Origin of the sequence: Rhizobium sp. 25PS6 (assembly GCF_032464655.1) — a bacterium.
Classification (GTDB): Bacteria; Pseudomonadota; Alphaproteobacteria; order Rhizobiales; family Rhizobiaceae; genus Rhizobium; species Rhizobium laguerreae.
The window spans coordinates 199,530-225,967 of the sequence record NZ_JAWDIV010000010.1 but is presented as its reverse complement, the minus strand read 5'-3'; the positions used below and the strand labels follow the sequence as shown (position 1 = coordinate 225,967).

General features: G+C 61.6%; 26 protein-coding genes and 1 tRNA gene. 15 read left to right on the top strand and 12 right to left on the bottom strand.

The genetic code is table 11. The features are described from left to right. Nucleotides 1–175 precede the first annotated feature (175 nt). The 4 genes from RWK44_RS16680 to RWK44_RS16665 all read right to left on the bottom strand — a co-directional run bounded on the left by RWK44_RS16680 (nucleotide 176) and on the right by RWK44_RS16665 (nucleotide 6,743). Nucleotides 176–2,047 carry an adenylate/guanylate cyclase domain-containing protein gene (locus RWK44_RS16680; protein WP_316029115.1) on the bottom strand — a complete coding sequence of 624 codons (1,872 nt, stop codon included), beginning with the start codon at nucleotides 2,045–2,047 and terminating at the stop codon, nucleotides 176–178. A 615-nt stretch (nucleotides 2,048–2,662) separates the two neighbouring features. After that, nucleotides 2,663–2,739 (bottom strand) — tRNA-Arg (locus RWK44_RS16675). Nucleotides 2,740–2,861: 122 nt separating this feature from the next. Next, on the bottom strand, nucleotides 2,862–4,379 hold the full coding sequence (locus RWK44_RS16670; RefSeq protein ID WP_168283751.1) for an ATP-binding protein: 1,518 nt from the start codon (nucleotides 4,377–4,379) through the stop codon (nucleotides 2,862–2,864). A 366-nt stretch (nucleotides 4,380–4,745) separates the two neighbouring features. Next, nucleotides 4,746–6,743: a methyl-accepting chemotaxis protein gene (locus RWK44_RS16665; protein WP_168283914.1), complete on the bottom strand. Its 1,998-nt coding sequence runs from the start codon at nucleotides 6,741–6,743 to the stop codon at nucleotides 4,746–4,748. Nucleotides 6,744–7,162: 419 nt separating this feature from the next. On the opposite strand from RWK44_RS16665, the gene rpmH reads away from it, so the two are divergent. The 8 genes from rpmH (at nucleotide 7,163) to RWK44_RS16625 (ending at nucleotide 12,852) form a co-directional block, all read left to right on the top strand. Then, nucleotides 7,163–7,297: a 50S ribosomal protein L34 gene (gene rpmH, locus RWK44_RS16660; protein ID WP_003545006.1), complete on the top strand. Its 135-nt coding sequence runs from the start codon at nucleotides 7,163–7,165 to the stop codon at nucleotides 7,295–7,297. Nucleotides 7,298–7,317: 20 nt separating this feature from the next. Further along, entirely contained in the window at nucleotides 7,318–7,719 is a 402-nt protein-coding gene (rnpA, locus tag RWK44_RS16655; protein WP_020048241.1) for a ribonuclease P protein component, read from the top strand. Continuing rightward, nucleotides 7,719–9,509, top strand: a complete 1,791-nt coding sequence (yidC, locus tag RWK44_RS16650; RefSeq protein WP_168329162.1) for a membrane protein insertase YidC — start codon at nucleotides 7,719–7,721, stop codon at nucleotides 9,507–9,509. Before rnpA ends, yidC begins: the two co-directional genes overlap by 1 nt. A gap of 154 nt (nucleotides 9,510–9,663) precedes the next feature. Next, nucleotides 9,664–10,317 carry a ribosome biogenesis GTP-binding protein YihA/YsxC gene (yihA, locus tag RWK44_RS16645; RefSeq protein ID WP_131639883.1) on the top strand — a complete coding sequence of 218 codons (654 nt, stop codon included), beginning with the start codon at nucleotides 9,664–9,666 and terminating at the stop codon, nucleotides 10,315–10,317. A gap of 267 nt (nucleotides 10,318–10,584) precedes the next feature. Beyond that, nucleotides 10,585–10,794 carry a cold-shock protein gene (locus tag RWK44_RS16640; RefSeq protein ID WP_003588915.1) on the top strand — a complete coding sequence of 70 codons (210 nt, stop codon included), beginning with the start codon at nucleotides 10,585–10,587 and terminating at the stop codon, nucleotides 10,792–10,794. 134 nt (nucleotides 10,795–10,928) lie between these two features. After that, a complete protein-coding gene (locus RWK44_RS16635; RefSeq protein WP_027666179.1) occupies nucleotides 10,929–11,153 on the top strand; it encodes a hypothetical protein in 225 nt (74 codons plus the stop codon). A 120-nt stretch (nucleotides 11,154–11,273) separates the two neighbouring features. Next, nucleotides 11,274–11,549 carry a hypothetical protein gene (locus tag RWK44_RS16630; RefSeq protein ID WP_025392943.1) on the top strand — a complete coding sequence of 92 codons (276 nt, stop codon included), beginning with the start codon at nucleotides 11,274–11,276 and terminating at the stop codon, nucleotides 11,547–11,549. A 226-nt stretch (nucleotides 11,550–11,775) separates the two neighbouring features. Next, nucleotides 11,776–12,852: a sensor histidine kinase gene (locus RWK44_RS16625; protein WP_316029114.1), complete on the top strand. Its 1,077-nt coding sequence runs from the start codon at nucleotides 11,776–11,778 to the stop codon at nucleotides 12,850–12,852. 155 nt (nucleotides 12,853–13,007) lie between these two features. Here the strand turns inward: RWK44_RS16625 and RWK44_RS16620 are convergent, their stop codons facing one another. The 3 genes from RWK44_RS16620 to RWK44_RS16610 all read right to left on the bottom strand — a co-directional run bounded on the left by RWK44_RS16620 (nucleotide 13,008) and on the right by RWK44_RS16610 (nucleotide 14,939). Next, nucleotides 13,008–13,562, bottom strand: coding sequence for a fasciclin domain-containing protein (locus tag RWK44_RS16620; RefSeq protein WP_316029113.1), 555 nt, complete (start codon nucleotides 13,560–13,562; stop codon nucleotides 13,008–13,010). A gap of 121 nt (nucleotides 13,563–13,683) precedes the next feature. Next, a complete protein-coding gene (locus tag RWK44_RS16615) occupies nucleotides 13,684–14,403 on the bottom strand; it encodes an anti-sigma factor (protein ID WP_316029112.1) in 720 nt (239 codons plus the stop codon). Beyond that, nucleotides 14,400–14,939: a sigma-70 family RNA polymerase sigma factor gene (locus RWK44_RS16610; protein ID WP_131639887.1), complete on the bottom strand. Its 540-nt coding sequence runs from the start codon at nucleotides 14,937–14,939 to the stop codon at nucleotides 14,400–14,402. The genes RWK44_RS16615 and RWK44_RS16610 overlap by 4 nt, the downstream gene beginning before the upstream one ends. Nucleotides 14,940–15,082: 143 nt before the next feature. Between RWK44_RS16610 and argB the strand changes: the two genes are divergently transcribed. Together argB and RWK44_RS16600 are read left to right on the top strand one after the other, a co-directional pair. Beyond that, nucleotides 15,083–15,970: an acetylglutamate kinase gene (gene argB, locus RWK44_RS16605; protein WP_003556104.1), complete on the top strand. Its 888-nt coding sequence runs from the start codon at nucleotides 15,083–15,085 to the stop codon at nucleotides 15,968–15,970. A gap of 69 nt (nucleotides 15,971–16,039) precedes the next feature. Next, nucleotides 16,040–17,188 (top strand): alpha-hydroxy acid oxidase, encoded by a 1,149-nt coding sequence (locus RWK44_RS16600; protein ID WP_316029111.1) that lies wholly within the window; start codon nucleotides 16,040–16,042, stop codon nucleotides 17,186–17,188. A 171-nt stretch (nucleotides 17,189–17,359) separates the two neighbouring features. Here RWK44_RS16600 and RWK44_RS16595 read toward each other — a convergent pair whose 3' ends face one another. Next, nucleotides 17,360–18,130, bottom strand: a complete 771-nt coding sequence (locus RWK44_RS16595) for an isocitrate lyase/PEP mutase family protein (protein WP_316029110.1) — start codon at nucleotides 18,128–18,130, stop codon at nucleotides 17,360–17,362. After that, on the bottom strand, nucleotides 18,127–19,203 hold the full coding sequence (locus RWK44_RS16590) for a bifunctional transcriptional activator/DNA repair enzyme AdaA (protein ID WP_316029109.1): 1,077 nt from the start codon (nucleotides 19,201–19,203) through the stop codon (nucleotides 18,127–18,129). Before RWK44_RS16590 ends, RWK44_RS16595 begins: the two co-directional genes overlap by 4 nt. A 102-nt stretch (nucleotides 19,204–19,305) precedes the next feature. Here RWK44_RS16590 and RWK44_RS16585 point away from each other — a divergent pair, with 102 nt between their 5' ends. Both RWK44_RS16585 and RWK44_RS16580 read left to right on the top strand, forming a co-directional pair. Further along, complete coding sequence (locus RWK44_RS16585) at nucleotides 19,306–20,013, top strand: pyrimidine 5'-nucleotidase (RefSeq protein WP_020048231.1); 708 nt, start codon at nucleotides 19,306–19,308, stop codon at nucleotides 20,011–20,013. A 104-nt stretch (nucleotides 20,014–20,117) separates the two neighbouring features. Further along, nucleotides 20,118–20,759 carry an EF-hand domain-containing protein gene (locus tag RWK44_RS16580; RefSeq protein ID WP_316029108.1) on the top strand — a complete coding sequence of 214 codons (642 nt, stop codon included), beginning with the start codon at nucleotides 20,118–20,120 and terminating at the stop codon, nucleotides 20,757–20,759. A 101-nt stretch (nucleotides 20,760–20,860) separates the two neighbouring features. Here the strand turns inward: RWK44_RS16580 and RWK44_RS16575 are convergent, their stop codons facing one another. Then, nucleotides 20,861–21,727 carry an LOG family protein gene (locus RWK44_RS16575; protein ID WP_077977714.1) on the bottom strand — a complete coding sequence of 289 codons (867 nt, stop codon included), beginning with the start codon at nucleotides 21,725–21,727 and terminating at the stop codon, nucleotides 20,861–20,863. Nucleotides 21,728–21,920: 193 nt separating this feature from the next. Between RWK44_RS16575 and dapD the strand changes: the two genes are divergently transcribed. The 3 genes from dapD (at nucleotide 21,921) to RWK44_RS16560 (ending at nucleotide 24,658) form a co-directional block, all read left to right on the top strand. Further along, complete coding sequence (gene dapD, locus RWK44_RS16570) at nucleotides 21,921–22,781, top strand: 2,3,4,5-tetrahydropyridine-2,6-dicarboxylate N-succinyltransferase (protein WP_168283919.1); 861 nt, start codon at nucleotides 21,921–21,923, stop codon at nucleotides 22,779–22,781. 100 nt (nucleotides 22,782–22,881) lie between these two features. Continuing rightward, complete coding sequence (gene dapE, locus RWK44_RS16565) at nucleotides 22,882–24,075, top strand: succinyl-diaminopimelate desuccinylase (protein ID WP_131662994.1); 1,194 nt, start codon at nucleotides 22,882–22,884, stop codon at nucleotides 24,073–24,075. Beyond that, complete coding sequence (locus tag RWK44_RS16560) at nucleotides 24,062–24,658, top strand: hypothetical protein (RefSeq protein WP_020048226.1); 597 nt, start codon at nucleotides 24,062–24,064, stop codon at nucleotides 24,656–24,658. The genes dapE and RWK44_RS16560 overlap by 14 nt, the downstream gene beginning before the upstream one ends. Before the next feature lie 6 nt (nucleotides 24,659–24,664). Here the strand turns inward: RWK44_RS16560 and truA are convergent, their stop codons facing one another. Together truA and fmt are read right to left on the bottom strand one after the other, a co-directional pair. Further along, entirely contained in the window at nucleotides 24,665–25,483 is an 819-nt protein-coding gene (truA, locus tag RWK44_RS16555; RefSeq protein WP_020048225.1) for a tRNA pseudouridine(38-40) synthase TruA, read from the bottom strand. After that, nucleotides 25,483–26,418 carry a methionyl-tRNA formyltransferase gene (gene fmt, locus RWK44_RS16550; protein WP_168329144.1) on the bottom strand — a complete coding sequence of 312 codons (936 nt, stop codon included), beginning with the start codon at nucleotides 26,416–26,418 and terminating at the stop codon, nucleotides 25,483–25,485. The genes truA and fmt overlap by 1 nt, the downstream gene beginning before the upstream one ends. Nucleotides 26,419–26,438: the final 20 nt, after the last annotated feature.

Below are 26,438 nucleotides of genomic sequence, written 5' to 3'. Positions count from 1 at the left end.
GACAACCACGGCCAGATTGAAGCCCTTCGTCACAAGTGAAGGTCGGTCACCGCTTTCAGCCAGCCCGACTTGGGAGACGGAAGAGGCACGACCGTGCCGGCGTGCAGATCAGCGACCCAGAGATCATGTCGCCTTCAGTCCACGAACTTCTAAAACCGCGACGCTGACAGCAACGTCAAGCCGTCTCCGGGGCTTTGGCTCTCGCCAGGTCTTGCAGGAACTCTTCCATCAAGGGTTCGTCGCCGAACCGGCGATAAGCCCTTTCCGCTTCCAGCGAGAATGCCGGATGGGCTTCAACAAGGCTCGCCATGGTAGCCTGCGCCTTTTCAAGCTCTCCGCTTCCACCCTGCAACGCGGCTTGGATGAGAAGGCAATTCGCGTCGCGGGGCGCTCTGACAAGGCACTCGCTGATGACCGTGGCCGCCTCTTCGCGGCGGCCATCGGCATAAAGCGCCTGACCATGCACGTAGGCATAGTATTCCGGTGCCATGGGGTGCAGTCGGCGCGCCCGCTCCGCATTGGCGACAGCGTCCGGATAGTCTCCGAACCGGACCTGCGCTTTGGCCAGCGCAATCATACTGTCGGGATCGTTGGGGTTCAGTTCGACCGCACGCTGCGCCGCCTGAAGTCCGCCGGAATAGTCCGCCTGCAGCGCAAGTCCGAAACTGATTACCTGATATCCAAAACCGAGATTGGGATCGAGCCGCACGGCCTGCCGCGCCTCACTGAGACCCAGATCCAGTTCGGGCGCGTCGACCTGACCGCCGGGCCTTTGCGCCACTTCGCCGATGTAGGTCAACGCAAGGCCTGCGCGGGCTGCGGCATAAGCCGGGTCCATTTCGAGGGCGCGCTGATACAGGCCACGGGCATCGAGTATAGCGTTCTGGTCAGCGGCGCCGTGCCGGTAACGGTCGCGGGCCTGCAAGACGAGATCATAGGCCTGCAGACTATCCGTCGGCCGCAGCGCCGCCGCTGCCGCTTCGCTTCGGCCGATATAGGGCGCGAGTTGCGCGACGATTTCCGTGGTGAGCTCGCTCTGGACGGTGAAAACGTCAGCAACCTTCTTGTCGAAGCTGCGCGACCATAAGTGCGCGCCCGTGCCTACATCAATGAGCTGTGCCGAAACGCGGAGCTGGTCGCCTTCCCGGCGCGCGCTGCCTTCAACCACGTAATCGACGCCAAGCTTTGCCGCGAGCTTACGCACATCCGTCTCCTGACTGCGCACGGCATAAGTGGAATCGCGGGCGATGACCTGAAGCTCGGGATTACGAGCGAGCGCCGTGGTCACGTCCTCGGTCAGTCCGTCCGCAAAGTAAGGCTGGTTGCCGCTGCCGCTCATGGTTGCGAACGGCATGACGGCAATCGAGGGCCTGGGGTCTGCACGGATCTGATCTAGAGAGAGTGCAGCCGGGATGCCGCTCACCATCGCTGCCAGCGGAAGAGGTGAAATCTGGGTGCCGATGAGAATGAGAGCGATGGCAGCAACGCCATAAGACCAGCGCGCCGCGCTGCAGCTCAGGACATGCGGCACCTGCCGCCAGATCGACCAGGAAGAGCCCACCCGCCTTACGCGGTACACTTCAAGCAGCTCGGGAATATTCTTGGCGCGCCTGCGGCCGACTCGGGCGAACAGATCACCGCGGTTGCGCTCGGCGGCCATCACCACAGCGCCGCTGACGAATATCTGGCCGGGCTCGGCCATGGCCTCAAGCCGGGCCGCAACGTTCACCCCATCGCCATAGACATCGCCATTATCCTCGATGACATCACCGAGATTGATGCCGATACGCAGCTTGAAAGGCCCGTCGTCAAAACCTTGTTGGATGGCAAGTGCCGCATCAACGGCCGCGTTGACGCTCGGGAACATCGCAAGGAAGCCGTCACCTGTCGTTTTGAAGGTGGCTCCGCCATGGCGGGCGACAGTGGGCTCGATCAGGTTGTCAAAAACAGTGCGCAGCTCTGCATAGGTAGAAGACTCGTCCTCGGCCATCAGCCGGCTATAGCCGACGATATCAGCGGCCATGATTGCAGCGAGCTTGCGTTGCATTTCAGTCTCCCAACGGAGTGGCTTGGCACACAGCCGGCACTGCCAAAATTAGTGTGCAGCGATCCTTCAGACTAGTCCTGAAATTGGGAAAGCGGTTATCACTACAGCTCATAAATGCGTGAATATTGAGACGGTCCGTCAGTTGGCGGTCCGCCGGCCTCCACTTCGTCTGGAGCCGCCCCATCGCCTCACCGATGAGAGCGACGGCAATACAGACGGGCAGCCCTTGCTTTAGTGGGTATATTCCAGAGGCCCGCTTCTCTTCGTGCAAGCGATCGTCACTCTGAAGATGCTATTTGTGAGGGCGGCTGACGGTTCTCAAAGGGCCGCCTCGCTTCGCTGAAGGACGAGCGCGGTCACGCGAAGGCCGCGCTGGAGCGAGCGCTGGCCGAGTTGCGCCCCGACACGCGCATGACTGAGGAGAAGATCGACGCGTTCGCCCCGCCTCATGCGGGAGAAGGCAACGCAAGGACGATATCTTTCTGCCTATCTTCGCTCCGTTATCGATCAGGTCGAAGTCGATGAAATCCGCACCCGCGAAAGGCGGGACGTTCTGGAGCGTCTCGATGAGCGGAGCGGCTGCGGCAGGAGTGCCCGGTTTTGCATGGAAAAGAATGGCGCACCCGAAGAGATTCGAACTCCTGACCCCCAGATTCGTAGTCTGGTGCTCTATCCAGCTGAGCTACGGGTGCGTGCAAAATGCGGCGGTGCCGCTTGCGTGGCGATCCTCTAAAACGTCCTTCAGGACAATGCAAGAGCATTTCTGAAAAAATCGCGTCTTTGTCTGCCCGCGGCCGCGCCTTGCCAAACCCCGTCACTTTTCAATATGCGTCCGGCTGCGGTAATCCTCCAGCGAAACCGGGCGATCGGGGATCTCGATGCGGAACTGCGTGCCGACCGTCGGTTTTTCCACCAGCGCGATCGTGCCGCCATGGGCGAGCACGAGCTCGCGGGCGATGGTGAGGCCGAGGCCGGTGCCGCCGGAACGGGCGGAGCCGCGGAAGGCGGCAAAGAGGTTCTGGCGCGCCTTCAGCGGCATGCCGGGGCCGGTATCATCCACCGTGATGCTGACGACGCTGCCGACGCGCTGGGCGGAAACGGTGATGCGTCGGGCACTGCCGGCAGCGCCCTCGCCTGATGTCAACGCCTGCAGCGCGTTGCGGCAGAGATTGTGGATGACGCGGAAAAGCTGCTCGCCATCGGCATCGACCTCAAGCTCGGCGCCGATCTGCTCTGCGAATTCGATGCCGCTTTGCGGATCGATCGCCAGCATGTCCTTGACGTCCTGGGTGAGTTCCAACAGGCGGATATGGCGGCGGCGCGGCGCGGATTCGCTCGCCTTTCCGTAGGACAGCACCTCGGTGGTGTAACCGACGGCGCGGTCGATGGTACGCAAGAGTTTCGGGGCAAAGCTTTTCACCATCGGGTCGTCGACATCGACCAGCCGATCTGACATCAGCTGCGCAGAGGCCAGGATATTGCGCATGTCGTGATTGATCTTGGAGACCGCGAGGCCGAGAGCGGCAAGGTTCTTCTGCTGCTTCAGCGTCTTTTGCAGCTCCATCTGCATCGAGGTGAGGTTGCGGCCAGCGACCGCCAGTTCGTCGCGGCCGCCGTCGCCGATATAGATATGGGCGGGGTTCTCGGGATCGGAGGAGAATTGCTGCATGCTGCCGGTCAGTCGGCGGATCGGGCCGATGAGGATACGGTTGATCGCAAAGAAGATCAGCGTCGCCGTGAACAGCGAGATCAGCACCGAAAGCAAGAGGACGTTGCGGGAATAGGCGAACATCGCCGTGCGCAGCGGCCTGTCCTTCATCACCACCTCGACGCCGGTGTTGGTGTCACCGACGGGGCCATAGACCCGAATTATCCTGCTGCCGCCGAAGATCAATGTGTCGAGCGCGTCGCGTATCGCCGTCACCGGCGGCACGTCGGTGAGATCATAGGCTTCATCGACGGAGGCCGGCATATCGGTCGTCGCCAAGAGCCGCGAGGTGCCCTCCTTGCGCAGCACGATGGCCTTGGTGCCGGTCGCCTCCAGCGTCTCCTTCTGCAGCGCCCGCGGCAGCTCGACGGGCTGCAGCCCATCGATGACGATGGCGGCGGCAGCGGCGGTGTTCAGCCTGTCCTGCAGCCAGCGCAAGCGCATGCTGGCAACCGAGGGAAAGAAGATCAGGATTTCGGCGAGCATGATAAAGAAGACGGTGAGCCAGAGCAGCTTGCCGGAGAGGCCGCCGAACATCCGGGCAGGCGGGCACCGCGCCCTTACGGCCTCGCCGGCCGCCGGGATTTCCGCCGAAGGATTGTCGCCCTGGTCTCTTATCGGCATTCTCGTCTCGCCCGATCGGCAGCACTTCAGCCGCCCTTACCGTTGAGCTCTATATTAGACCAAGATGCTCCGCTTTCAAATCTTTGCGAGCAGCGTTACGTCGTCACAAAGAAACGCCGCCCGAGAGGAGGAAGGCCCCTCCCCAACCCCTCCCCACAAGGGAGAGGGACTAATTTGCGGCGCCCGCGCAGCAAATATCAGCCTTTCCGCGGATGAAACGACGAAGTGGGATGCGCCAGTGCGACAGGTTAAACCCCTCACCCTTGGGGGGAGGGGTTTGGGGAGGGGTCTTTGCCCGGCGCGGACCGGGCAGAAAAAACCAACGCCGCCCGGAGGCGGCGTTAAAAGGCGCGTGATCAGTAAAGCTTAGAACTCTTCCCAGCTCTGTTCGGCCGGAGCGGCATTGCCGCCGAAGGCGCGGGCGACCTTGGCGATCGCCCGGCGGGCGGGCGAAGCAACCGGCCTTTGCGGCTCGTTGCGGACGAGCGCCACAGGTGCCGGCGCATCATCGGACAACTTGAAGCGGGCAATGAGGCGCACCAGGCCACCGGCTTCGGCTGAAAGCCTGTGCGTGGCGGCGGAGGTCTCTTCCACCATCGCAGCATTCTGCTGGGTCACCTGGTCCATCTGGTTGACGGCGGTATTGACTTCCTTAAGGCCCGTCGACTGTTCGGTCGCAGCCGTGGCGATCGAATGGATATGGTCGTTGATGGCGATGACGCGGGTGCCGATTTCGGCCAGCGCCTCGCCGGTCGCCTGAACGAGCTTGACGCCAACCTGCACTTCGTTGCCTGACTTAGTGATCAGCGCCTTGATGTCCTTGGCGGCCTTTGCCGAGCGCTGGGCGAGTTCGCGCACTTCCTGGGCGACCACCGCAAAACCCTTTCCGGCATCGCCGGCGCGGGCCGCCTCGACGCCGGCGTTCAGCGCCAGCAAGTTGGTCTGGAAGGCGATCTCGTCGATGACGTTGATGATCTGGCTGATTTCGCGCGAGGCCTGCTCGATGCGGCCCATCGCCTCGACGGCATTGCCCACAACGACGCCGGAGCGGCCGGCATTCTCCTTGGCTTCGGACACCATAATGGTGGCTTCATGCGCCCGCTCGGTGGAATTCTGGACGACGGCGGTGATCTCGTCGAGGGCTGCCGAGGTCTCTTCGAGGGCGGCCGCCTGCTGCTCGGTGCGCTTCGACAGGTCGTCGCTGGCATTGCGCAGCTCGGCGGTGTTGCCGTTCATCGCTTCCGTCGTTTCGCGCACTTCGCGCATCGTCGCCTGCAGGGTGACGAAGGTATTGTTGACGTTCTGCTGCAGCTCGGCGAAGGCGCCCTGGAAGTTGCCGCTCATCGTCTGGGTGAGGTCGCCTTCGGCAAGGCTTGCGATGACGCGGCGGGTCTCGCCGATGCCGGCATCGACGCTCGCCAGCAGCGTATTGATGTTGCCGGCGAACTGGTTGAGGTTGTCGTCCTCGTAGTCCTTGCTGATGCGGTGGCCGAAATCGCCGGCCGCAGCCGCAGCCACGACGACGGACATGCTCGACTGCAGGTCGTCGCTCTTGGCGCGCATCGCCGCCTCCTGGGCGTTCAGGCGCTTGACGGCCAGGCCGTTCGCTTTGAAGACCGCAACAGCTGCGGCCATCTCGCCGATTTCGTCCGGACGGCCGGCAAAGGGGACCTCGGCGTCGAAATTGCCGTCGGCGACTTCCTTGATGGCATGGGTGACGCGCTTGATCGGGCGGCTCAAATGGCTGGTGCCGATATAGAAGCCCATGCCGATGCCGACCGCGATGCCGATGCCGGTAATGCTGAGCACGAGCATCAGCACCCAGGAGCGGAAGCTCTCGATCTCGGCATTCACGGTCTCCAGCGCTGCCTTGTCGGTGGCGACGACGGCATCGATTTCCGCCTGGAACGCCTTGCGGTTGGCGCGGTTGGCGTCGTTGTTGCCCTGTTGGCCGGCGGCTTCGGGGCCGACTTCCGTGCCGAGGCGGGCCGTTTCCGTGCGGAAGGTGCGGAATTCCGCGGCGCGGGCGACGAGCTTGGCAAAATCGGCCTTCTGGCTCTCGGGAACGAGCGGCGCCCAGCCCGAGATGACCTTGTCGATCTCGTCGAGGCCGGCCATCAGGCCCTTGGCGAAGTTCGGCGTATCCTTGATCGTTTTGGCGGCATAAATGCCGCGCGATTCCATGACCACCGCCGTGACGAAACGATTGAGGCGTTCGCCGGCATAGGCGCGGCTGGCGGCATGCTCGTAAGCCGTCAGGTTGCGACTGTATTCGTGCATGGCGGACAACGCCGTTGCGCCGATCAGAAGTGCCACCGCGCCCATCACGCAAACCAGCAGATTAATTTTGCCCCGGATCTTCAATGCAATGCTCCTAGCTACGCCACTGCCTGGAAAGCAAATTCCCAGTCGATGCATTGAATATCGGCGAAATTTATTAAAGTTAGATTTCTAATATTTACGATTATGGCTTCGGAAGTGATCCATGCCGAATGCGGCGAGAACGCTTAAGCGCCTGAAAACCGGGGCTATCGATCTGCCTCGGCGAAATTTACAACCACTCGGGGCAGGGCCTAATTTATTAACACCAGAGTGCGAAAATACTTTCCGAGCCAGCAGCGCAGAGTGAAATTATCCAGCATAATTGACTTTTATGGGCTTCATCCTTATAAGCCCGCGCACGTCCGGTCACGCAAGCCTTTCATGGCCCGCCCGTTCGAAAAACAACGCTCCTTGCATTATGCAAATTCAAGAAGGGCCGCACTCCGCGGTGTTTAAAATAAATGAAGCGTACCTACCAACCATCCAAGCTTGTTCGCAAGCGTCGCCACGGTTTCCGTGCCCGCATGTCCACGAAGGGTGGCCGCAAGGTCATCGCAGCCCGCCGCGCGCAGGGCCGCAATCGTCTGTCGGCGTAAGCCGGGTTGCCCGGTAAAAGATGGCGGGCGAATTGACGATCAGTGAGAAGAAACACACTGTCGGGCGGCTGAAGAGCCGCCCGCAGTTTCTTGCCGTGCGCGAGGGCGAAAAACGCCGGGGCGGCTTCTTCCTTCTCGAAGTCCTCGACCGGAAGGAACCCGACAGCCAGGCACGCGTCGGTTTTACAGTCACCAAAAAACATGGCAACGCGGTCGAACGGAACCGTATGCGCCGCCGCCTGAAAGAGGCGGTGCGGCTTCATGCGGGGTTTGCAATGCAGCCCGGACACGACTATGTGGTTGTCGCGCGCAGGGACGTGCTTGACGCGTCCTTCCAGGAATTGGCCGCGGAACTGAAATCCCGCGTGGAAACCAGGCCGAAACACCGGCGCTCCGGAGACGGACGCCCCAGGAACGTATGATGGAAAACAACCGCAATTATTTCATTGCGATCGCTCTCTCGGTGCTGATCGTCCTCGGCTGGCAGTTTCTCTATATGAATCCGCGCATCGAGGCCCAGCGCAAGGCGCAGGAAGCCCAGAAGGCGCAGCAACAGACCGAGCAGGTGCAGCAGCCGGCAGCCGGCGGCGAGACGCCGGCCCAGCCGAGCGGTACGGCCCCTTCCGGCCAGGCAGCCGCGACAGCGACGCTCGAGCAGGCGCTGGCAAAGACCCCGCGCGTCGCCATCGATACGCCGGCACTTTCCGGCTCTATCAACCTTGCCGGCGCCCGTCTCGACGATCTGAAGCTCAAGGGTTATCACGAGACCGTCGACGACTCGAGCCCGATCATCACGCTGTTCAGCCCGGCCGAGACCAAGGACGGCTATTTCACCGAACTCGGCTATATCGGCAGCGACGCGACAGGCGCCGTTCCGGGTGCCTCGACGCTCTGGACCGCGCCCGAGGGCGCCAAGCTCACCGAAAAGACGCCGGTGACGCTCTCCTACACCAATGACAAGGGCCTGACCTTCACCCGCACCATCTCCGTCGACGAACGCTACATGTTCACCGTCGCCGACAAGATCGAGAATACCGGCCAGGCGCCCGCATCGCTGTCTTCCTACGGCAGGGTGACGCGCTACAACAAGCCGACGACGCCCTCCGTCTACGTGCTGCATGAAGGCTTCATCGGCGTGATCGGCGACGGCCTGATCGAAACCAAATACAGCGCCGTCGAGGAGGAAGCCGTCACGCCGGCGAAATCCACCGGCGGCTGGCTTGGCATCACCGACAAATATTGGGCGGCGACGATCGTTCCACCGCAAAGTGCCGCCTATGAGGCGCGCTTCTCGCACTTTGCCGATGGCCAACCGCGCTATCAGGCCGATTACAAGGATGATGCCTTCACCGTTGCGCCGGGCCAATCGATCGAGCTCAAGAACCTCGTCTTCGCCGGCGCCAAGGAAGTGCCTGTTATCGACGGTTACGAGGCCAGCTACTCGATCCCGAAGTTCGACCGGCTGATCGACTGGGGCTGGTTCTATTTCATCACCAAGCCCATGTTCAAGCTGATGGACTTCTTCTTCCGCTACTTCGGCAATTTCGGCGTGGCGATCCTGTGCACGACCATCGTCGTCAAGCTCCTGTTCTTCCCGCTCGCCAGCAAGCAGTACGCTTCGATGGCGAACATGAAGCGCATGCAGCCGAAGATGGAGGAGTTGAAGGCAAAATTCGGCGACGACCGCATGGGGCTGCAGCAGGCGATGATGCAGCTCTACAAGGAAGAGAAGATCAATCCGATCGCCGGCTGCTGGCCGGTGGCGCTGCAGATCCCGATCTTTTTCTCGCTCTACAAGGTGATCTACATCACCATCGAAATGCGGCATGCACCCTTCTTCGGCTGGATCAAGGACCTTTCGGCGCCCGATCCGACGACGATCGTCAATCTGTTCGGCCTGCTGCCTTTCGAGGGGCCGGCGCTGCTGCACCTCGGCGTCTGGCCGCTGATCATGGGCATCACCATGTTCGTGCAGATGCGCATGAACCCGACGCCGCCCGATCCGACACAGGCGATGATCTTCAACTGGATGCCGCTGGTGTTCATGTTCATGCTGGCAAGCTTCCCGGCCGGCCTGGTCATCTACTGGGCCTGGAACAACACGCTCTCGGTGGCGCAGCAGGGGCTGATCATGAAGCGCCACGGCGTCAAGGTCGAACTCTTCGACAATCTGAAGGGTCTGTTCCGACGAAAAGAAGCGCCGTCGAAATGACGCTTGCCAAGCCCCGCTCCGGCGGGGCTTTTCATTTCCGGGCGGCGGACGAAGGAAACAAGGCATGCCGCGCAGGCGCCCGTCAAAGCTTGACATCCGCCCACAAAACCACGAAGCCCGGTAAAAGACCGAACCCAGAGATTGCAGAACCCGCATGTCCGACATCGAAAAGCCGCTCTTCGGCCACCCATGGATCTTCATCCGCGGCGTGCCGTCCCTGAATTTCCTGCCGCCGGAAGGGCCGCTGGAAGTGGCTTTTGCCGGTCGCTCGAATGTCGGCAAGTCCTCGCTGATCAATGCGCTGGTCGGCCAGAAGGGCTTGGCGCGCACCTCGAACACGCCGGGACGCACGCAGGAACTGAACTATTTCGTTCCGGACGGTTATTCCGGCGAAGGCGGCGACCTGCCGCCGACTGCGATCGTCGACATGCCGGGCTATGGTTATGCGCAAGCACCGAAGGAGCAGGTCGACAAGTGGACCAAGCTCGTCTTCGATTATCTGCGCGGCCGCGCGACGCTGAAGCGCGTCTATGTGCTGATCGACAGCCGCCACGGCATCAAGAAGAATGACGACGACGTGCTTGATCTGCTCGACAAGGCCGCCGTCTCCTACCAGATCGTGCTGACCAAGACCGACAAGATCAAGGCGGCCGGTGTGCCGAAGCTCATTGCCGAAACGGCGGAAAAGATCCGCAAGCGCCCGGCCGCCTATCCGGGCGTGCTGTCCACCTCGTCCGAAAAGGGCGATGGGCTGGACGATCTGCGCCAGGCGATCGCCGAAACCGTCGGCATCGCCCGCTGGAAATAGAAGGCCTGCGCACCCCGGACACGGAGCCCTGTTTGGTGTAAAGGTCTCCGCGGCATCCCAAGGTTGAACATAAGCCGAACTGAAAACTAAGGGTTGACGGCGCAGCTTTGATAAGCTAGATAGCGATCATCGAATTTTGCTTGCTGGCTTTGTTATCGCGCGATTGGCACCGCGCTCTGAACGAACTTCCTTTCAAAAATCGCTATCACCATCCGCATCGCCTCGGCGTTGCGGTTCTTCTATATTGTTATGAAAGGGTTCATCATCATGACCACTGGCACAGTTAAATGGTTCAATTCCACCAAAGGCTTCGGCTTCATTCAGCCTGACAACGGCGGCGCTGACGCCTTCGTTCACATCTCCGCCGTCGAGCGGGCCGGTATGCGCGAACTCGTCGAAGGCCAGAAGATCGGCTTCGACCTCGAGCGTGACAACAAGTCGGGCAAGATGTCCGCTTGCAATCTCCAGAACGCTTAAATCGGTATCTGCTTCCCTTTGACCACGGATGTACTGGCACTGCCGGAAGCACGTTATCAATCCAAGGCCAGGCGATTTGCCTGGCCTTTTTCGTTTTCGCTCGCGTGTCGAGCCCTCCAGCATCGGAGCCTAAGATGACAGAGACATACAGCAAATCTCGCCAGCGGGCGGAGATCGCCTTCGGCAACGTCCAGACCCAGTTCTTCGCGAAGAACCAGGCGGCCGAAGAGCTCGAATCCGACGCCCAATCGCAACAGGCAAAGACGTTGCGGCTTCGGGAGGCCCGGCTTGCGCGGGAACATAGTAACCGGGTGTCGGCAACCTCTGCCCTCATTGCGAAACGCGCCCGAGCCCGCTGAGATCTCAAGCCGATCGACAAGGCTCGACATTTAAAACGCGCTGAAGTGACGGGCTTGCAGATCACGCGCTGCAGCATGGCCGAAGGCGTGCTGGCATTCACTCGCATTAAGGAAGCGTCAATGGCAGAGACTGCGAACGAAATTCAATCGATCAATACGGCATGGCAGATCGCCATTCAGGAAATCCTGCGCATGGTGATCAGAGACATGTATCACGGCGGCGGCGAAGCTTCGTTCAGGAGCCATATCAAGCGTATCGAAGAAGCGGCCGTCGATAGTATTCACACGGATCTGAGGCTGCGCGGGACTGATGAATGGACGGAAGTCCTGGTCAAGGAAAGGGCAAGCAATTTCGTCACGACCCTGCTGACATCTTTTACGTATGACAGAGCTTAAAAATGTCGCGCAAGACTATGCAGAAAACAAGGACCTAAAGCGCGAAGAGCTTTGGCTCAGAGTGGCTGTTCCGCGCCGTTTTGCAGCACTCCAGAAAGACGCCGACAGATAATCGGTGCGATCGCGGAGGCTGGTCAGCACCGATTGCGCTTGCCTCCGCCCGTTTTTTCAAGCAACCGTCAAATCTCGCCCGTGCAAGAAAAGTCGCCCCCTTGAGTGATCGTCGATGACTAACACCAAAGACCAGCCCCTTTCGCCCGAAGGTGTGGGCAACCTGCCTCACCTTGCCGAAGCCCTCGATGATAGCCGGTTTCGACACTTTCTCGATCATGTGCCATTCGCGGTGGCTGTCTCCGAACTCGCCGGCAACGAGCCGCTGATTTACGTCAACCTGGAATTCGAACGGCTGACGGCGCTTGAGGCAAAGCAGGTCCAGGGGAAGCCCTGGTCGGAGATCGAATTGAATTCAACGTTCATCTCCGGAGACGTGCCGCTCACAACCGCGGTGACCTCTGCGGAGGAGTATATCGGTGCCTTCTCGCTGGTGCTCGAACCCGAGAGCACCGTGATCATCGATGTCTGGTCGAATACCATCATCGACGATGACGACACGCCGCTTTTCCGATTGGTAGCATTTGCAGCTCGCAACGAGGCGACCGGCGCGGAGAGCTTCAGCGCATTGCTGACGGAGAAGGATGTCCTTCTGCGGGAACTTCAGCATCGCGTGAAGAACAATCTTCAGATGATCACGGCGCTCATCCGAATGGAGGCGCGCAATGCTCAACAGAACGAGGAAAGCGAGAGGTTTGCACGGCTTGCCGGGCGGATTGAAGCCTTGGCCCTGCTCTATCGCTCGCTGTCGGACGAAGAGAAAAACGCCACGGTCGATCTTGGCACCTATGTCAGCCAGATTGCCGCCTCGGTAATGGCGGCCCATGCCGTGGAAGGGATCCGGCTGGACATGAAGGTCGATACCTGGCCGGTTTCGGTCGATGTCGCGATGCCGGCCGGCCTCGTCATCAACGAACTCCTCACCAATACGCTGAAGCATGCCTTCCTCGGACGCGATGGCGGCGAGATCACGCTCCGCTGTGTCGTCGGCGAAACCGGATGCAGGATCACCGTTGCTGACAATGGAGTCGGTCTTCCCCGGGATGTCACCTGGCCGCAGCCGGGAAAGCTGAGCGCGATGATCGTACAGTCGCTGAAACAGAATGCCCGCGCCGAGGTTGAAGTCAGCTCGTCCCCTGACGCCGGCATGAGTGTCTCCCTCGTCTTCCCGAGAGTTGAAGCGGCCCAATAGAGCGCCGCGCGTCTTTTCAGACGCGCTATCACTTTGAATCTGCGCATAACCCCGAAAATCGATTCCGATTTTCTGGGTTATGCGCTAGCCACCTCATCATTATGTGTTTGGGGCGCCCGGAAGGCGCCCCGATGCGTCTACCGATACGAACGGGCTTACATCTTCGGCAGCAGCACCTTGTCGACGACGTGGATGATGCCGTTCGACTGCTTGACGTCAGCGATTGTCACATGGGAGACGCCGCCGTTTTCGTCGGTCAGGGTGATCTTGCCCATGTTTTCCTTGGCTTTCAGCACGCAGCCGCCGACGGTCTTGATGTCGTGCTCGCCGCCATCATCCTTGATCATCTTGGCAACGGTCTTGGCCATCGCATCGGCGGCAACGACGTGGCAGGTCAGAACCTTGGTCAGCGTTGCCTTGTTTTCCGGTTTCAGCAGCGTATCGACGGTGCCCTTCGGTAGCGCGGCGAAAGCTTCGTTGGTCGGCGCGAAGACGGTGAAGGGGCCTTTACCCTCGAGGGTGCCGACCAGGCCGGCTGCCTTGACGGCTGCGACCAACGTCGTGTGATCCTTGGAGTTCACGGCGTTCTCGATGATGTTCTTGCTATCAAACATCGCCGCACCGCCGACCGTCGGGTTTTTCGCGGCGGCGAAGGCGACGGCTGACATGGCGGTGGCAAGCGCGAAGCCGCGCAATACGGACTTGATCATGATTTTCTCCTCACCGGAAACCGTCCGCCGGCTTTATGCCTCAGCGTCGTCCGGACATTTTGAACTACGGAAGGCGGCGCCAAGAGTTTCAGAGAGGAGACATAATTTACGGCCGGCGCGATTATGGCCGGCGCAAGGGACCGCTTGCGATCACCGGACCAGTCGCCTGGCCGGTGGGCGAACCGCCAAAGGGTTCGAGACTGACGGCAAGCGTTGCGCCATCGGCTATCATGCTGCGCAGTTCGGTGGGAATGACGAGTTCACCGCTTTCGCCCGGCTGGAAGACGCCGAGCGATCTCGTCATGCCGCTGCCCGGCACCAGCCAGAGTTCCAGCGACTTCTCCTCCGGCTTGCCGGCGGCGATCGGAACGATTTTCAGCCGGCCGCTCTGAAGCTCGTAGGAGGCGAGAAGATTGATGGTGCTGTTCTGGCCCGAAAGCGAGGCCACCAGCGGTGCCGGCCCCTGTGACTCGGGCACCACGCCGGAGGCAAAGATGACGGCGCTGACGGCGACGACGATGCAGGCGAAGCTCAGCGAGCGCCAGAAAACCGCGGAATTCCAGAGCCCTTGAGAAAAGGATGGAGGCTTTTGACCATCGCCGAAAAGCCGCGCCTCGATCTGCTTGAAGGTTTCCCGGTTCGGAGCAACGCCTTCATACTCGTCGTTGAAGGCGGAGAGGTTGGTTTCCCAGCGGCTGACGATCGCAGCGAAGGGCCGGTCGTGGCGTATGCGCTCCTCCACCACCCGGCGATCCTGCAGCGACAGGACGCCAAGCACATATTCGCCGGCGAGAACCTCGTCGCGGGAGCGGTCTCCCTTGCTTTTGTCGGGCGATGTCATCGTTCCATGCACTCTCTCAGTTTCAAGAGGCTGCGCCTGAGCCAGGTCCGCATCGTATTCAGCGGAACACCAAACTGATCGGCCAGTTCCTGATAGCTCAGCCCTTCGACATAAGCCCGTTTCACCGCGACCGCACGATCAGCTTCCAACTCTTCCATGCAGGTGTCAATCCGCCTTCCTTCATCCTTGGTCACCGTCTGCATTTCCGGGTCGGGTCCGGCATCGGCAAGATCGTAGACCGTGTCCAATTCGTCGGCGACGGGCCTGCGCGCCCGCAGCGCATCGATCGACCGGTTGCGGGCAATCGCGGCCAACCATGCCGAGGACGAACCCGAGGCGACGGAGAAGCTGCGCGCGCGTTGCCAGATGCTGATATAGACTTCCTGCAGGGCTTCTTCGGCTTCCGTGCGATCCTTCAAGATACGCAGGCAGATCGAGAAAAGTTTCGGTCCGGTCTGACTGTAGAGAGCCACGAAAGCCCTGCGATCGCCGAGTGCGACGCGGCCGATCAGGTCTGCGATCTCATCGCCTTGCATGCCGTTCCTCATCTCAAGCTTGCCTGCGCCAGACGGTAACGACGTCCGGCTCCGCGACAGATACGAAAAACTATTGACCTCTGGATTATTCCCTCTGTCAGAAACTTGCGATAAAAGGCCGCGAACAATTCTGCGGGGTTCCCATGAACGAAACCGAAAGCGAAATGCAGGCACGGCTTCTGGCCAAGGCACTGCCCTTCATGCAGCGTTACGAGAACAAGACGATTGTCGTGAAATATGGCGGCCACGCCATGGGCAATCCCGAGCTCGGCAAGGCCTTTGCCAGCGACATCGCGCTCTTGAAGCAATCGGGCGTCAATCCGATCGTCGTTCATGGCGGCGGCCCGCAGATCGGCGCCATGCTGAGCAAGATGGGCATCGAATCAAAATTCGAGGGCGGCCTTCGCGTCACCGACCAGAAAACGGTCGAGATCGTCGAGATGGTGCTCGCCGGCTCGATCAACAAGGAAATCGTCGCGCTCATCAACCAGACCGGCGAATGGGCGATCGGCCTTTGCGGCAAGGACGGCAACATGGTCTTCGCCGAAAAGGCGCGCAAGACCATCAAGGATCCGGATTCGAACATCGAGCGCGTGCTCGATCTCGGCTTCGTCGGCGAAGTGGTCGAGGTCGACCGGACGCTGCTCGATCTGCTTGCCCGCTCCGAAATGATCCCGGTCATCGCCCCCGTGGCGCCTGGCCGCGACGGCGCCACCTACAATATCAATGCCGACACGTTCGCCGGCGCTATTGCCGGCGCGCTGAACGCCACCCGGCTGCTGTTCCTGACCGATGTGCCCGGCGTGCTTGACAAGAACGGCCAGCTCATCAAGGAGCTTTCCGTCGCCGAAGCACATGCGCTGATCGCCGATGGCACGATTTCCGGCGGCATGATCCCGAAGGTCGAGACCTGCATCGATGCGATCAAGGCCGGCGTGCAGGGTGTCGTCATCCTGAACGGCAAGACCGCCCATTCCGTCCTGCTGGAGATCTTCACCGAGCACGGCGTCGGAACGCTGATCGTTCCCTGAACGAGGCTGCGCCCTTCACTTGCGAAGGGCGGATCTTCCTGGCACGGAAACAGGGTATCGAGGAACGAAATGCGCCTGACAGACTGCTATAATTTTCACGATTTCCGGCGCATGGCCAAACGGCGTCTTCCCGGGCCGATATTCGACTACATAGACGGCGGCGCCGATGACGAGGTGACGTACCGGCGCAATACAGCGGCCTTCGAGGCCTGCGATCTGGTGCCCGACGTCTTGCGCGGTGTGGCCGATGTCGACATGTCGGTGACCGTCATGGGGCAGAAGCTCGCAATGCCGATCTATTGCTCACCAACGGCGTTGCAGCGCCTTTTCCACCACCAGGGAGAGCGGGCGGTCGCGGCAGCGGCGGCAAAACACGGCACGATGTTCGGCGTCTCCTCGCTCGGCACGATCAGCCTGGAGGAAGCGAGACAGATCAGCAACGGGCCGCAGGTTTATCAGTTCTATTTTCACAAGGACCGCAGCCTCAACCGCGAGATGATGGCGCGAGCGAAAAATGCCGGCGTGCAGGCGATGATGCTGACGGTCGACAGCATCACCGGCGGCAACCGCGAGCGCGACAAGCGCACGGGCTTTGCCATTCCCTTCAAGCTCAATCTTGCCGGCATGACCCAGTTTGCGATCAAGCCTTCCTGGGCAATCGACTGGCTGACGCATGAGCGCTTCCGGCTGCCGCAGCTCGAAAACCACGTCAAGATGGATGGCGGCGCGCTGTCGATCAGCCGATACTTCACCGAGATGCTGGACCCCTCGATGTCGTGGGACGACGTGGCGGAGATGGTGCGCGAATGGGGCGGTCCATTCTGCCTTAAGGGCATCATGTCGGTGGAAGACGCCAAGCGCGCGGCCGAGATCGGCTGCAGCGGCATCGTGCTTTCCAATCATGGCGGGCGCCAGCTCGACGGCTCGCGCAGCGCGTTCGACCAGCTGGCCGAGATCGTCGACGCCGTGGGCGATCGGATCGACGTGATGATGGATGGCGGCGTGCAGCGGGGAACGCATGTTCTTAAAGCGCTGTCGCTGGGGGCGAAGGCCGTCGGGCTCGGGCGCTACTATCTCTTCCCGCTTGCCGCTGCCGGACAGCCCGGCGTCGAACGGGCGCTGGAGACGATGCGCACAGAGATCGAGCGCGGCATGAAGCTGATGGGCTGCACCTCGGTCAGCCAGCTCAGCCGGCGGAATCTGCGCTTCCGTTCCTGAGCGGAACGGGATTTCATTCCGGGCCGCAGCCTTTCGCACTAAAGCGCGTCGCGATCCTTCGGATCCGCTCGTCGCGCTTTAGCTCTTTGTTTTTACGCATGCCGTTGTCGCAAAACCGCTGCACACTTTTGCGCGACATGCTTTAGATCTGCGGCCCTCGGACATTCGGCGTCAAAGCGGGCTATAAATCGCCGCCGCGTCCTGTTTCAACTTTTCCATTATCGACCGGTAAGGCCCCGGACCATAACTGACGCGGCCGACGCCGAGCTTTGCCAGCGCCTTCACATCGGGGGCGCCTGTCCGCATCATGATGTTGACCGGCAGCGGCGATGCCGCGCAGATCTTCTCGATCAAGGCGGGATCGATCAAACCAGGCACGAAGAAGCCGCTGCCGCCAGCGGCCGCATAGGCCTTGCCGCGCTCGATCGCCTCGTCAACCAGACCGGCATGTTTGCAAAGATCGCTCTCGGCCAGGAAGAGATCGGTACGGGCGTTGATGAAGAAGGGGATGCCTTTCCCTTCGGCCATGGCGCGAATGGCACTGATGCGGTCCGCCTGCCTCTCGATGGGATAGAGCCCGTTGCCGCCGAGCACCTGATCCTCGAAATTGATGCCGATGGCGCCGGCCTCCACGAGCTTGGCGACATTGGCGGCAGCACCCTCGGCCTCGGCCGAATAGGCGCCTTCGAAATCGACCGAAAGCGGCAGGTCGACGGCAGCGGTGATGGATTTCGCCGTTTCGACCAGCACCGACATCGGCAGCTTCTCGCCGTCGGCATAACCATGGGCAGCTGCCACCGACCAGCTTCCCGTCGCAAGCGCCTTGGCGCCGGCATCGGCGACAGCCTTGGCCGTGCCGGCATCCCAGATATTGTAGAGAACAACCGGGTCGCCCTTGCGGTGCAGTGCGCCGAATGCCTGGGCCTTTTCGTTCTGGTTCATGCCGTCTCCTCCGTGTTGGGTGCTTGTGCTTTGATCTTCTCTTCATGCCGCAGCAGCCATTGCTTGCGCCAGAGCCCGCCGCCGTAACCGGTCAAAGAACCATCCGCGCCGAGGATGCGATGGCAGGGCACAATGATGGCAAGCTGGTTGGCGCCGTTGGCGCGACCGACCGCACGCACGACTTCCGGCCTTTCCATCTCCCTGGCGAGATCGCCATAGGCGCGCGTCTGGCCGGCGGGAATCTCCATGAGCTTTGCCCAGACATGTTTTTCGAAAGGCGTGCCGCCGAGCGCCAATGGCGTCTTGAAGACCGTGAGCCGCCCTTCGAAATAATCCCGGATCTCCGCCGCGATCTGGTCGATCGCCGGCGTGCGGCCGATCGCGACCGACGAGCGGACGCGCTTCTGCAGCGCCTCGAGCTCGGACGGCAACGCCTTACGGTCGTGGAATTCGAGAAGATGCAAATGCGTCTGGTCGGCGACGGCCACCATTGGACCGAGTGGGGTGTCGAACCAGCCGGCAAAGAGCAGTTCACGGTTCTGCGACAGCGCCGGTGCCTTGCCGACCAGCCGCCGAAAAGCCGTCCGGAAACCACTAGGAGATTCATATCCCGCCTCAAGCTGTGCATCGATGACGCGCGCGCCATCGGCCAGTTGCCGGGCCGCCTCGCCCAGCCGGCGATAGCGGACGATATCGTGGAACGTCATGCCGAGCCCGCGTTTGAAGGCGCGGCGCACGGTCGAAGGATCATGGCCGCGGCGCACAAGCTCATCCTCGGTCCAGCGCAACTGCGGCTCGCAGTCCAATGCGGCAAGCAGTTCGTCGACGATCGGTTCCCTGCCCGGCTGCTCCAGCGGTCTGCAGCGCTGGCACGGGCGGAAGCCCGAATGCATGCAGGCGGCGATCGTATCGAAGAAGAGCGTATTTTCCCGCTTCGGCTTGCGCGCCGGGCAGGTCAGACGACAGAAGATGCCTGTCGTCTTGACGCAGACATAGGCCTGCCCCTCATAATCGGCACTGCGGGCGATCAGGGCATCATAGAGCGTATCATCATCGGGGCGTTCGAAAAGCATGGGCCGCTTTTAGCATTCCGTGCCTGCGCCGTCCGCCGAAAATCGGGCGTCTAATCTTTCTTGCCGATTTCCTTGGCGGATAAGCCGTGCCATAAGACCGCCATGAACAAGATCGATCGCACGCCTGATAGAGCCGATTTCCAGCACATCACCGACTGGGTCTTCGACCTCGACAACACGCTCTATCCGCATCATGTCAATCTCTTCGCGCAAATCGACAAGAACATGACCGCCTATGTTGCGGCACTCCTGCAGATGGAGCGGGAAGAGGCGCGCAAGCTGCAGAAGCAATATTACCTCGAGCATGGCACGACGCTGCAGGGCCTGATGATCCATCACGGCATCGACCCGAATGATTTCCTCGAAAAGGCGCATGCGATCGACTACACGGCGCTGACGCCGCAGCCGGAACTCGGCGAAGCGATCAAGGCGCTGCCGGGGCGCAAGTTCATCTTCACCAATGGCAGCGTCAAGCATGCCGAAATGACGGCGGAGGCGCTCGGCATCCTCGAGCATTTCGACGACATTTTCGATATCGTCGCTGCCGATTATGTGCCGAAGCCGGCGCAGGCGACCTACGACAAATTCACGGCGCTGAAGCGGGTCGAAACCACCAAGGCGGCGATGTTCGAGGATCTGCCGCGCAACCTGACGGTGCCGAAGGCGCTCGGCATGCAGACCGTACTGCTGGTGCCGCGCAATCTGGAAGAGACAGTCGTCGAATGGTGGGAAAAGACCAGCGGCGATGAGGATCACATCGATTTCGTCACCGACGACCTCGCCGCTTTTCTCGGCAAGATTACCGGCTGAAGCATTACCAAGTTTTCACTCAGCTTACCGATGTTTAACTGGGTTTTCCGGGGCTGCGGCCATATCTTCTTTCGTGAAGGGACACCTTACGAAAGGCAAGTACTATGTACCGCAACAAGCTGATACTGGCAGCGCTTTCCTCCACCCTCATCTTCGGCGCAGCCGCCGGGGCAGGCTTTGCCGCACCGGGCGACGGACCGCGCCAGCATGCCGGCATGGGCCGACCCGGTCCGGGCGCCGCTGCCTTCCGCGAAATCACCTATGTCCGCATGCTGAAGCAGTTCGACACGAACAAGGATGGACAGATCTCCAAGGACGAGGCGACCGCAGGCATCGACAAGATCTTCGCTGCGATCGACACCAACAAGGACGGTTCGCTGACACCGGGTGAAATCCGTACGTACCGGCAAACGCAGATGCAGGCGATGAGAGACCAGCGCAAGCAGGAGGCCGGCGAAAACAAGGATGCGAACGCCGCACCCACGGCACCTGAAACCGCCGACAACAATGACCAGGGACGGCCGCCGCGCGACGGCCACGACGGTCGTGACGGACATCGCTGGATGCGCCATGGTGGCAACTTCATGCGCGCCTCGCTGATGATGCAACGGATCGACACCGACCAGAACGGCCAGATCTCCAAACAGGAAGCCACAGCCGCCTTCGACAAGCTGTTTGCGCGAATGGACCGCAACAAGGACGGCGTCATCTCGATCGACGACATGCCGGACCGGCCGCTCCTGTAAGGCCGCACGAACCGTTCCTCCCGCTCCCTTCCCGCTCCGGTGGGAAGGAGCGGGAGGAATTGTGAATGCGTGTCGTTCGGCCGAAGCGCCCGCCTGAGCCCCTACTCGCGGTGTTCGTAGAAATCCTGCACGATCTTCCATGCCGCTTCTGCCGTATCGACGAAGCTGATCAGCTTGACATCGTCGGGCGCGATCGTGCCGAATTCGGCCAATGCCTCGAAATTGATGATCCTCCTCCAGAACGTCTCTCCGAAGAGGATCAGCGGCAGGCGCTCCATGCGGCCGGTCTGGATCAGCGTCAGGCATTCGAAGAATTCGTCGAGCGTGCCGAAGCCGCCCGGAAAGACCGCGATCGCCTTGGCGCGCACCATGAAATGCATCTTGCGGATGGCGAAATAGTGGAAGTTGAAGCTGAGCTCCGGCGTCACATAGGCGTTCGGCGCCTGCTCGTGCGGCAGCACGATGTTGAGGCCGATCGACGGCGCACCCTCGTCGGCCGCGCCGCGATTGCCCGCCTCCATCACACCGGGGCCGCCGCCGGTGACGATGACATATTCGTGGAAATTCAAGGTGGCCGAATATTTCGAGCAGAGCCGGGCGAATTTGCGCGCCTCGTCATAATAGACCGACGCCGCCTCCAGGTTGATGCGCTGGATATCGTTGCGGGCTGCCCAGGCGCTCTGGCCGGGAGCGGGAATGCGGGCGCCGCCGAACATGACGACGGTCGACTTGATGCCGCGTTCGGTCAGCATCATCTCCGTCTTCAACAGCTCCAGCTGCAGGCGGATCGGCCGCAATTCCTCGCGGCAGAGGAAATCCTCGTCGACATAGGCAAGGCGATAGGCAGGCGACATCGTCTGCGGCGTCTTCGGCACGGCTTCGGCGCGCTGCCTGTCGGTCGAGCTGCTCTTCAGCGGGTCCCATACGCCATCCTTGCGCCGCGAACCGCCGTTTCGTCCCTTCGCCATGTCGAAATGCCTTTCAGTATTGCCGGCTACGAAGCCGGATATGTCGCTATAACGCCTTGAATCCAGATATGATCTTGTCGGAAAAATCATTCCGTTCTACGGGTTCATGCTGTAGAGCAGGATACATCCCCGCCAACCGCATTCCGGAGACCCCGCCGTCTCCACGATAAAGATCGAAGTTTAAGGAATTCTCATGAGCGCCACCGACCTCGCATCCCTCGAAAAGATCATCGAAGCCGCCTTCGACAATCGCGACAATGTGAACACGTCGACGAAGGGCGAGATTCGCGATGCCGTCGAAGCAGCGCTCGATCTGCTCGATGCCGGCAAGGCCCGTGTCGCCGAACGCGGCGCCGACGGCGCCTGGACGGTCAATCAATGGCTGAAGAAGGCCGTGCTGCTGTCCTTCCGCCTCAACGACATGGACGTGGTGAAGGGCGGCTCGGACAATTCCACCTGGTGGGACAAGGTGCCCTCGAAATTCGAGAACTGGGGCGAGAACCAGTTCCGCGCCGCCGGCTTCCGCGCCGTGCCGAATTGCGTCGTGCGCCGTTCGGCCTATATCGCGCCGAACGCCATCCTGATGCCTTCCTTCGTCAACCTCGGCGCCTATGTCGGCGAAGGCACGATGGTCGATACCTGGGCAACGGTCGGCTCCTGCGCGCAGATCGGCAAACATGTGCATCTCTCCGGCGGCGTCGGCATCGGCGGCGTGTTGGAGCCGATGCAGGCCGGCCCGACGATCATCGAGGACAATTGCTTCATCGGCGCCCGTTCGGAGGTGGTCGAAGGCTGCATCATCCGCGAAGGCTCGGTGCTCGGCATGGGCGTCTTTATCGGCAAGTCGACCAAGATCGTCGACCGCGCCACCGGCGAGGTGACCTATGGCGAAGTGCCGCCCTATTCCGTCGTCGTCGCCGGCTCGATGCCGTCGGGCAATGCGACGATGGGCAACGGCCAGCCGGCGCCGCATCTCTACTGCGCCGTCATCGTCAAGCGCGTCGATGAAAAGACCCGCTCGAAGACCGGCATCAACGAGCTGCTCAGAGATTGATGACACCGGGACGTTGATCCGGTAAACAGACGGCGTCTTTTACGCGAGGCGGCCCCGCCTTGCCATGTCTTTGCCATTCCCGCCGGATAGTTCGACCGCCATGACCGCTACCGACCCCGTCGCCAATCTCCAGACGCTGATTCGCTGCCCGTCCGTGACGCCCGCCGAAGGCGGCGCGCTGACGGCGCTGGAGGCGATGCTTGCGCCGCTCGGCTTTACGGTCGACAGGGTGAAGGCGAGCGAAGAGGGAACACCCGACATCGAAAACCTCTATGCCCGCCTCGGCAAGGACGGTCCGCATCTGATGTTTGCCGGCCATACCGATGTCGTGCCGGTCGGCGACGAAGCCGCTTGGACGCATCCGCCCTTTGAGGCCCAGATTTCGAAGGGCGAGCTTTTCGGCCGCGGCGCCGTCGACATGAAGGGCGGCATCGCCTGTTTCGTCGCCGCCGTCGCCCGCCATATCGAGAAAAACGGGCCGCCCAAGGGCTCGATCTCCTTTCTTATCACCGGCGACGAAGAAGGCCCGGCGATCAACGGCACGATCAAGTTGCTGCAATGGGCGGCCGAGCGCGGCGAGCGCTGGGATGCCTGCCTTGTCGGCGAGCCGACCAATCCGGACAGGCTCGGCGACATGATCAAGATCGGCCGGCGCGGCTCGCTGTCGGGTAAAATCACCGTTCGCGGCGTGCAGGGCCATGCCGCCTATCCGCATCTTGCCGACAATCCGGTGCGCGGCATGCTGCAGCTGACGCAGGCGCTGATGGACCCGCCGTTTGACGGCGGCACCGACGATTTCCAGCCGTCGAACCTCGAAGTGACCACGGTTGACGTCGGCAATCCGGCGACCAACGTCATTCCGGCCAAAGCATCGGCAAGCTTCAACATCCGCTTCAACGACAGCTGGACCGTCGAAACGCTGCGTGCCGAAATCCTGCGCCGTCTGGAAGCCGCCGCAGGCAACGGCGCGTTGCGGCCGGGCCGCGAACCGGTGGCCTACGATATCACCTGGGCCGACCGGCCGAGCCATGTCTTCCTGACGCGCAACAATGCGCTGATCGCCTCGCTGTCATCGGCCGTCGAAAGCGTTGCCGGCCAGTCGCCTAAATTGTCGACCACCGGCGGCACGTCGGATGCGCGCTTCATCAAGGATTATTGCCCGGTCGTCGAGTTCGGCCTCGTCGGCCAGACGATGCACATGGTCGACGAGCGGGTCGCTGTCGCCGATCTGGAGACGCTGACGGCGATCTACGAAACCTTCATCGCCCGCTGGTTCGCCAATGCCGGGCTTTAGGGAAGTTCAATATTATCTGGCCGGCCTCTGGCTGCTGATCCGGCTGGATCCGCGCGGCTTCCGCTACCTCGACATGTCGGAGCGCGGCGTCAACCGCTCGTTCTGGGCGATGCTCTGGTGCCTGCCGCCGATGGGTATTTCCTGGCTCTGGTGGCGACAGGCCTTCCTGCGATCGATGCCGCCGAAAGCCGATGTCGATTTTGCCTTCTATTTCAGGCTCGGCCTCGTCGAGGTCGCCAATTGGTTCGTGCCGCTGATCTTTGCCGGGCTGCTGCTGCTTGCCTTCCGCATGGGCGAGCGTTTCGCGCCCGTCGTCGTCAGCATCAACTGGCTCGGCGTGCCGCTTTCCTATATCAATGGGCTGCTGCTGGCGCTGGTGTTCTTCCTGCCGGGATCCGTCGGCCTCGTCTCGCTGCTGCTGCTCGCCTTCATGCTGGCGCAGGTCTTCGTGCTGGCGCGCATTCTCCGGATGATCTGCCATGGTCATGCGCTCATGACCGGGGCGCTGACACTGGTGCTGCTCGTGCCATCGATGATCCTTTCGGAATATCTGCAGCACTTCCTCGGCATCTATCCCGTCTGAGCAGGTTTACGAGGGATCGTCAGCATTCCCGTCATTGGCATCGGTATCGGCGACCAGTCTTCGGCGATCGGGGATGACGTCGGGATAATCCACCTGCATGAAATAGAGCCCGTCCGGCGGCGCCACGGGGCCGCAGGCCTTGCGGTCGCGCGCTTCAAGCGCGGCCTCAACATCATCAGGCGTCCATTTGCCTTCGCCGGCGAGCTTCAGCGTGCCGGCGAAGGAACGGATCTGGTTGTGAAGAAAACTCTGCGCCGTGGCGCGGATCTCGATCAGCTCGCCGTTGCGCGTCACATCCAGCCGGTCGAGCGTGCGCACCGGGCTGTTTGCCTGGCAATGGGCGGCGCGGAAGGTGGAAAAATCGTGCCGGCCGACCAGCCTCTGGGCAGCGGTATGCATGACCTCGTGATCGAGCACCTTCGGCACCCACCAGGCCTTGCCGGCTTCGAGCGCCAGCGGCGCCCGGCGGCTGACGATGCGATAGAGGTAATGGCGCCGCAGCGCCGAAAAACGGGCATCGAAGAATTCGGCAGCCGCCTCGACGTCGAGAATGGAGACGCGCTCGCCGGCAAGCCTCAGATGCGCGTTCAAGGCATTCTGCAGCTGGTAGGGCGACCAGTCCTTGGAAAGATCGGCATGGATCACCTGCCCCATAGCGTGGACGCCGGAATCGGTGCGTCCGGCGCCGCGGACCGACACCGTCTCGCCGGTCAGCGACAGCACCGCGGCCTCGATCGCGCCCTGCACCGAGGGGCCATTCTCCTGCCGCTGCCAGCCGACATAGGGGCCGCCGTCATATTCGACGGTCATGCGGAAACGCGGCATCAGGAAAGCCTCGTGCCCGCCGCAAGCGGCGTGCCCCTGAGGAAATCGGCCGCCGCGAGCGGCTTTCCGCCGGCCTTCTGCAGCCTGGTGAGCCGCACAGCGCCCGAGCCGCAAGCGACGACGAGATCATCCGTCAGCAATTGCCCGGCTGCACCCTGACCTTCAGCCAGTTCGGACCCGAGCACCTTTACCCGCTCCGGCTTGCCACCAATCTCAAGCTCGAACCAGGCGCCCGGAAACGGCGCCAGGCCGCGGATGTGATTGTGCACGTCGCTGGCATCCCTGGAAAAATCGATGCGCGTCTCAGCCTTGTCGATCTTGGCGGCATAAAGCACGCCCTCTTCCGACTGCGGCGTCAGCGGCAGATCGTTCATTTCGAGTTTCACCATTGCTTCCGCCATCGCTTTGGCGCCGACCAACATCAGCCGGTCGTGCAACTCGCCGGCCGTCATGTTCGGGCCGATCTCGACCTCGCGGGTGAGTGCGACGGCGCCGGTATCCAGACCCTTGTCCATCTTCATCACCATCATGCCGGTCTTTGCGTCGCCCGCCATGATCGCCCGCTGGATGGGAGCAGCACCGCGCCAGCGCGGGAGCAGCGAGGCATGGCCGTTGTAGCAGCCATCCCTTGTGCCGTTCAAAATCGCCTCTGGCAGCAGCAATCCGTAAGCAACGACGACGCCGACATCGGCCTTCAGGCCCCGAAACCTCTCACGTTCCTCGGGATCCTTGAAATTGACCGGGGTGAAGACCGGCAGGCCGAGCAGTTCGGCCGCCTGATGCACCGGCGATTTCTGCAGATCGAGGCCGCGCCGCCCACCCGGCCGCGGCGGCTGCGTATAAACCGCAACAATCCTGTGGCCGGCATCGACGAGCAGGCGCAGGGTCGGAACCGAGAACTCCGGGGTTCCCATGAAGATGATGCGAAGAGACATTTTATCTCGCCAACTGAGGA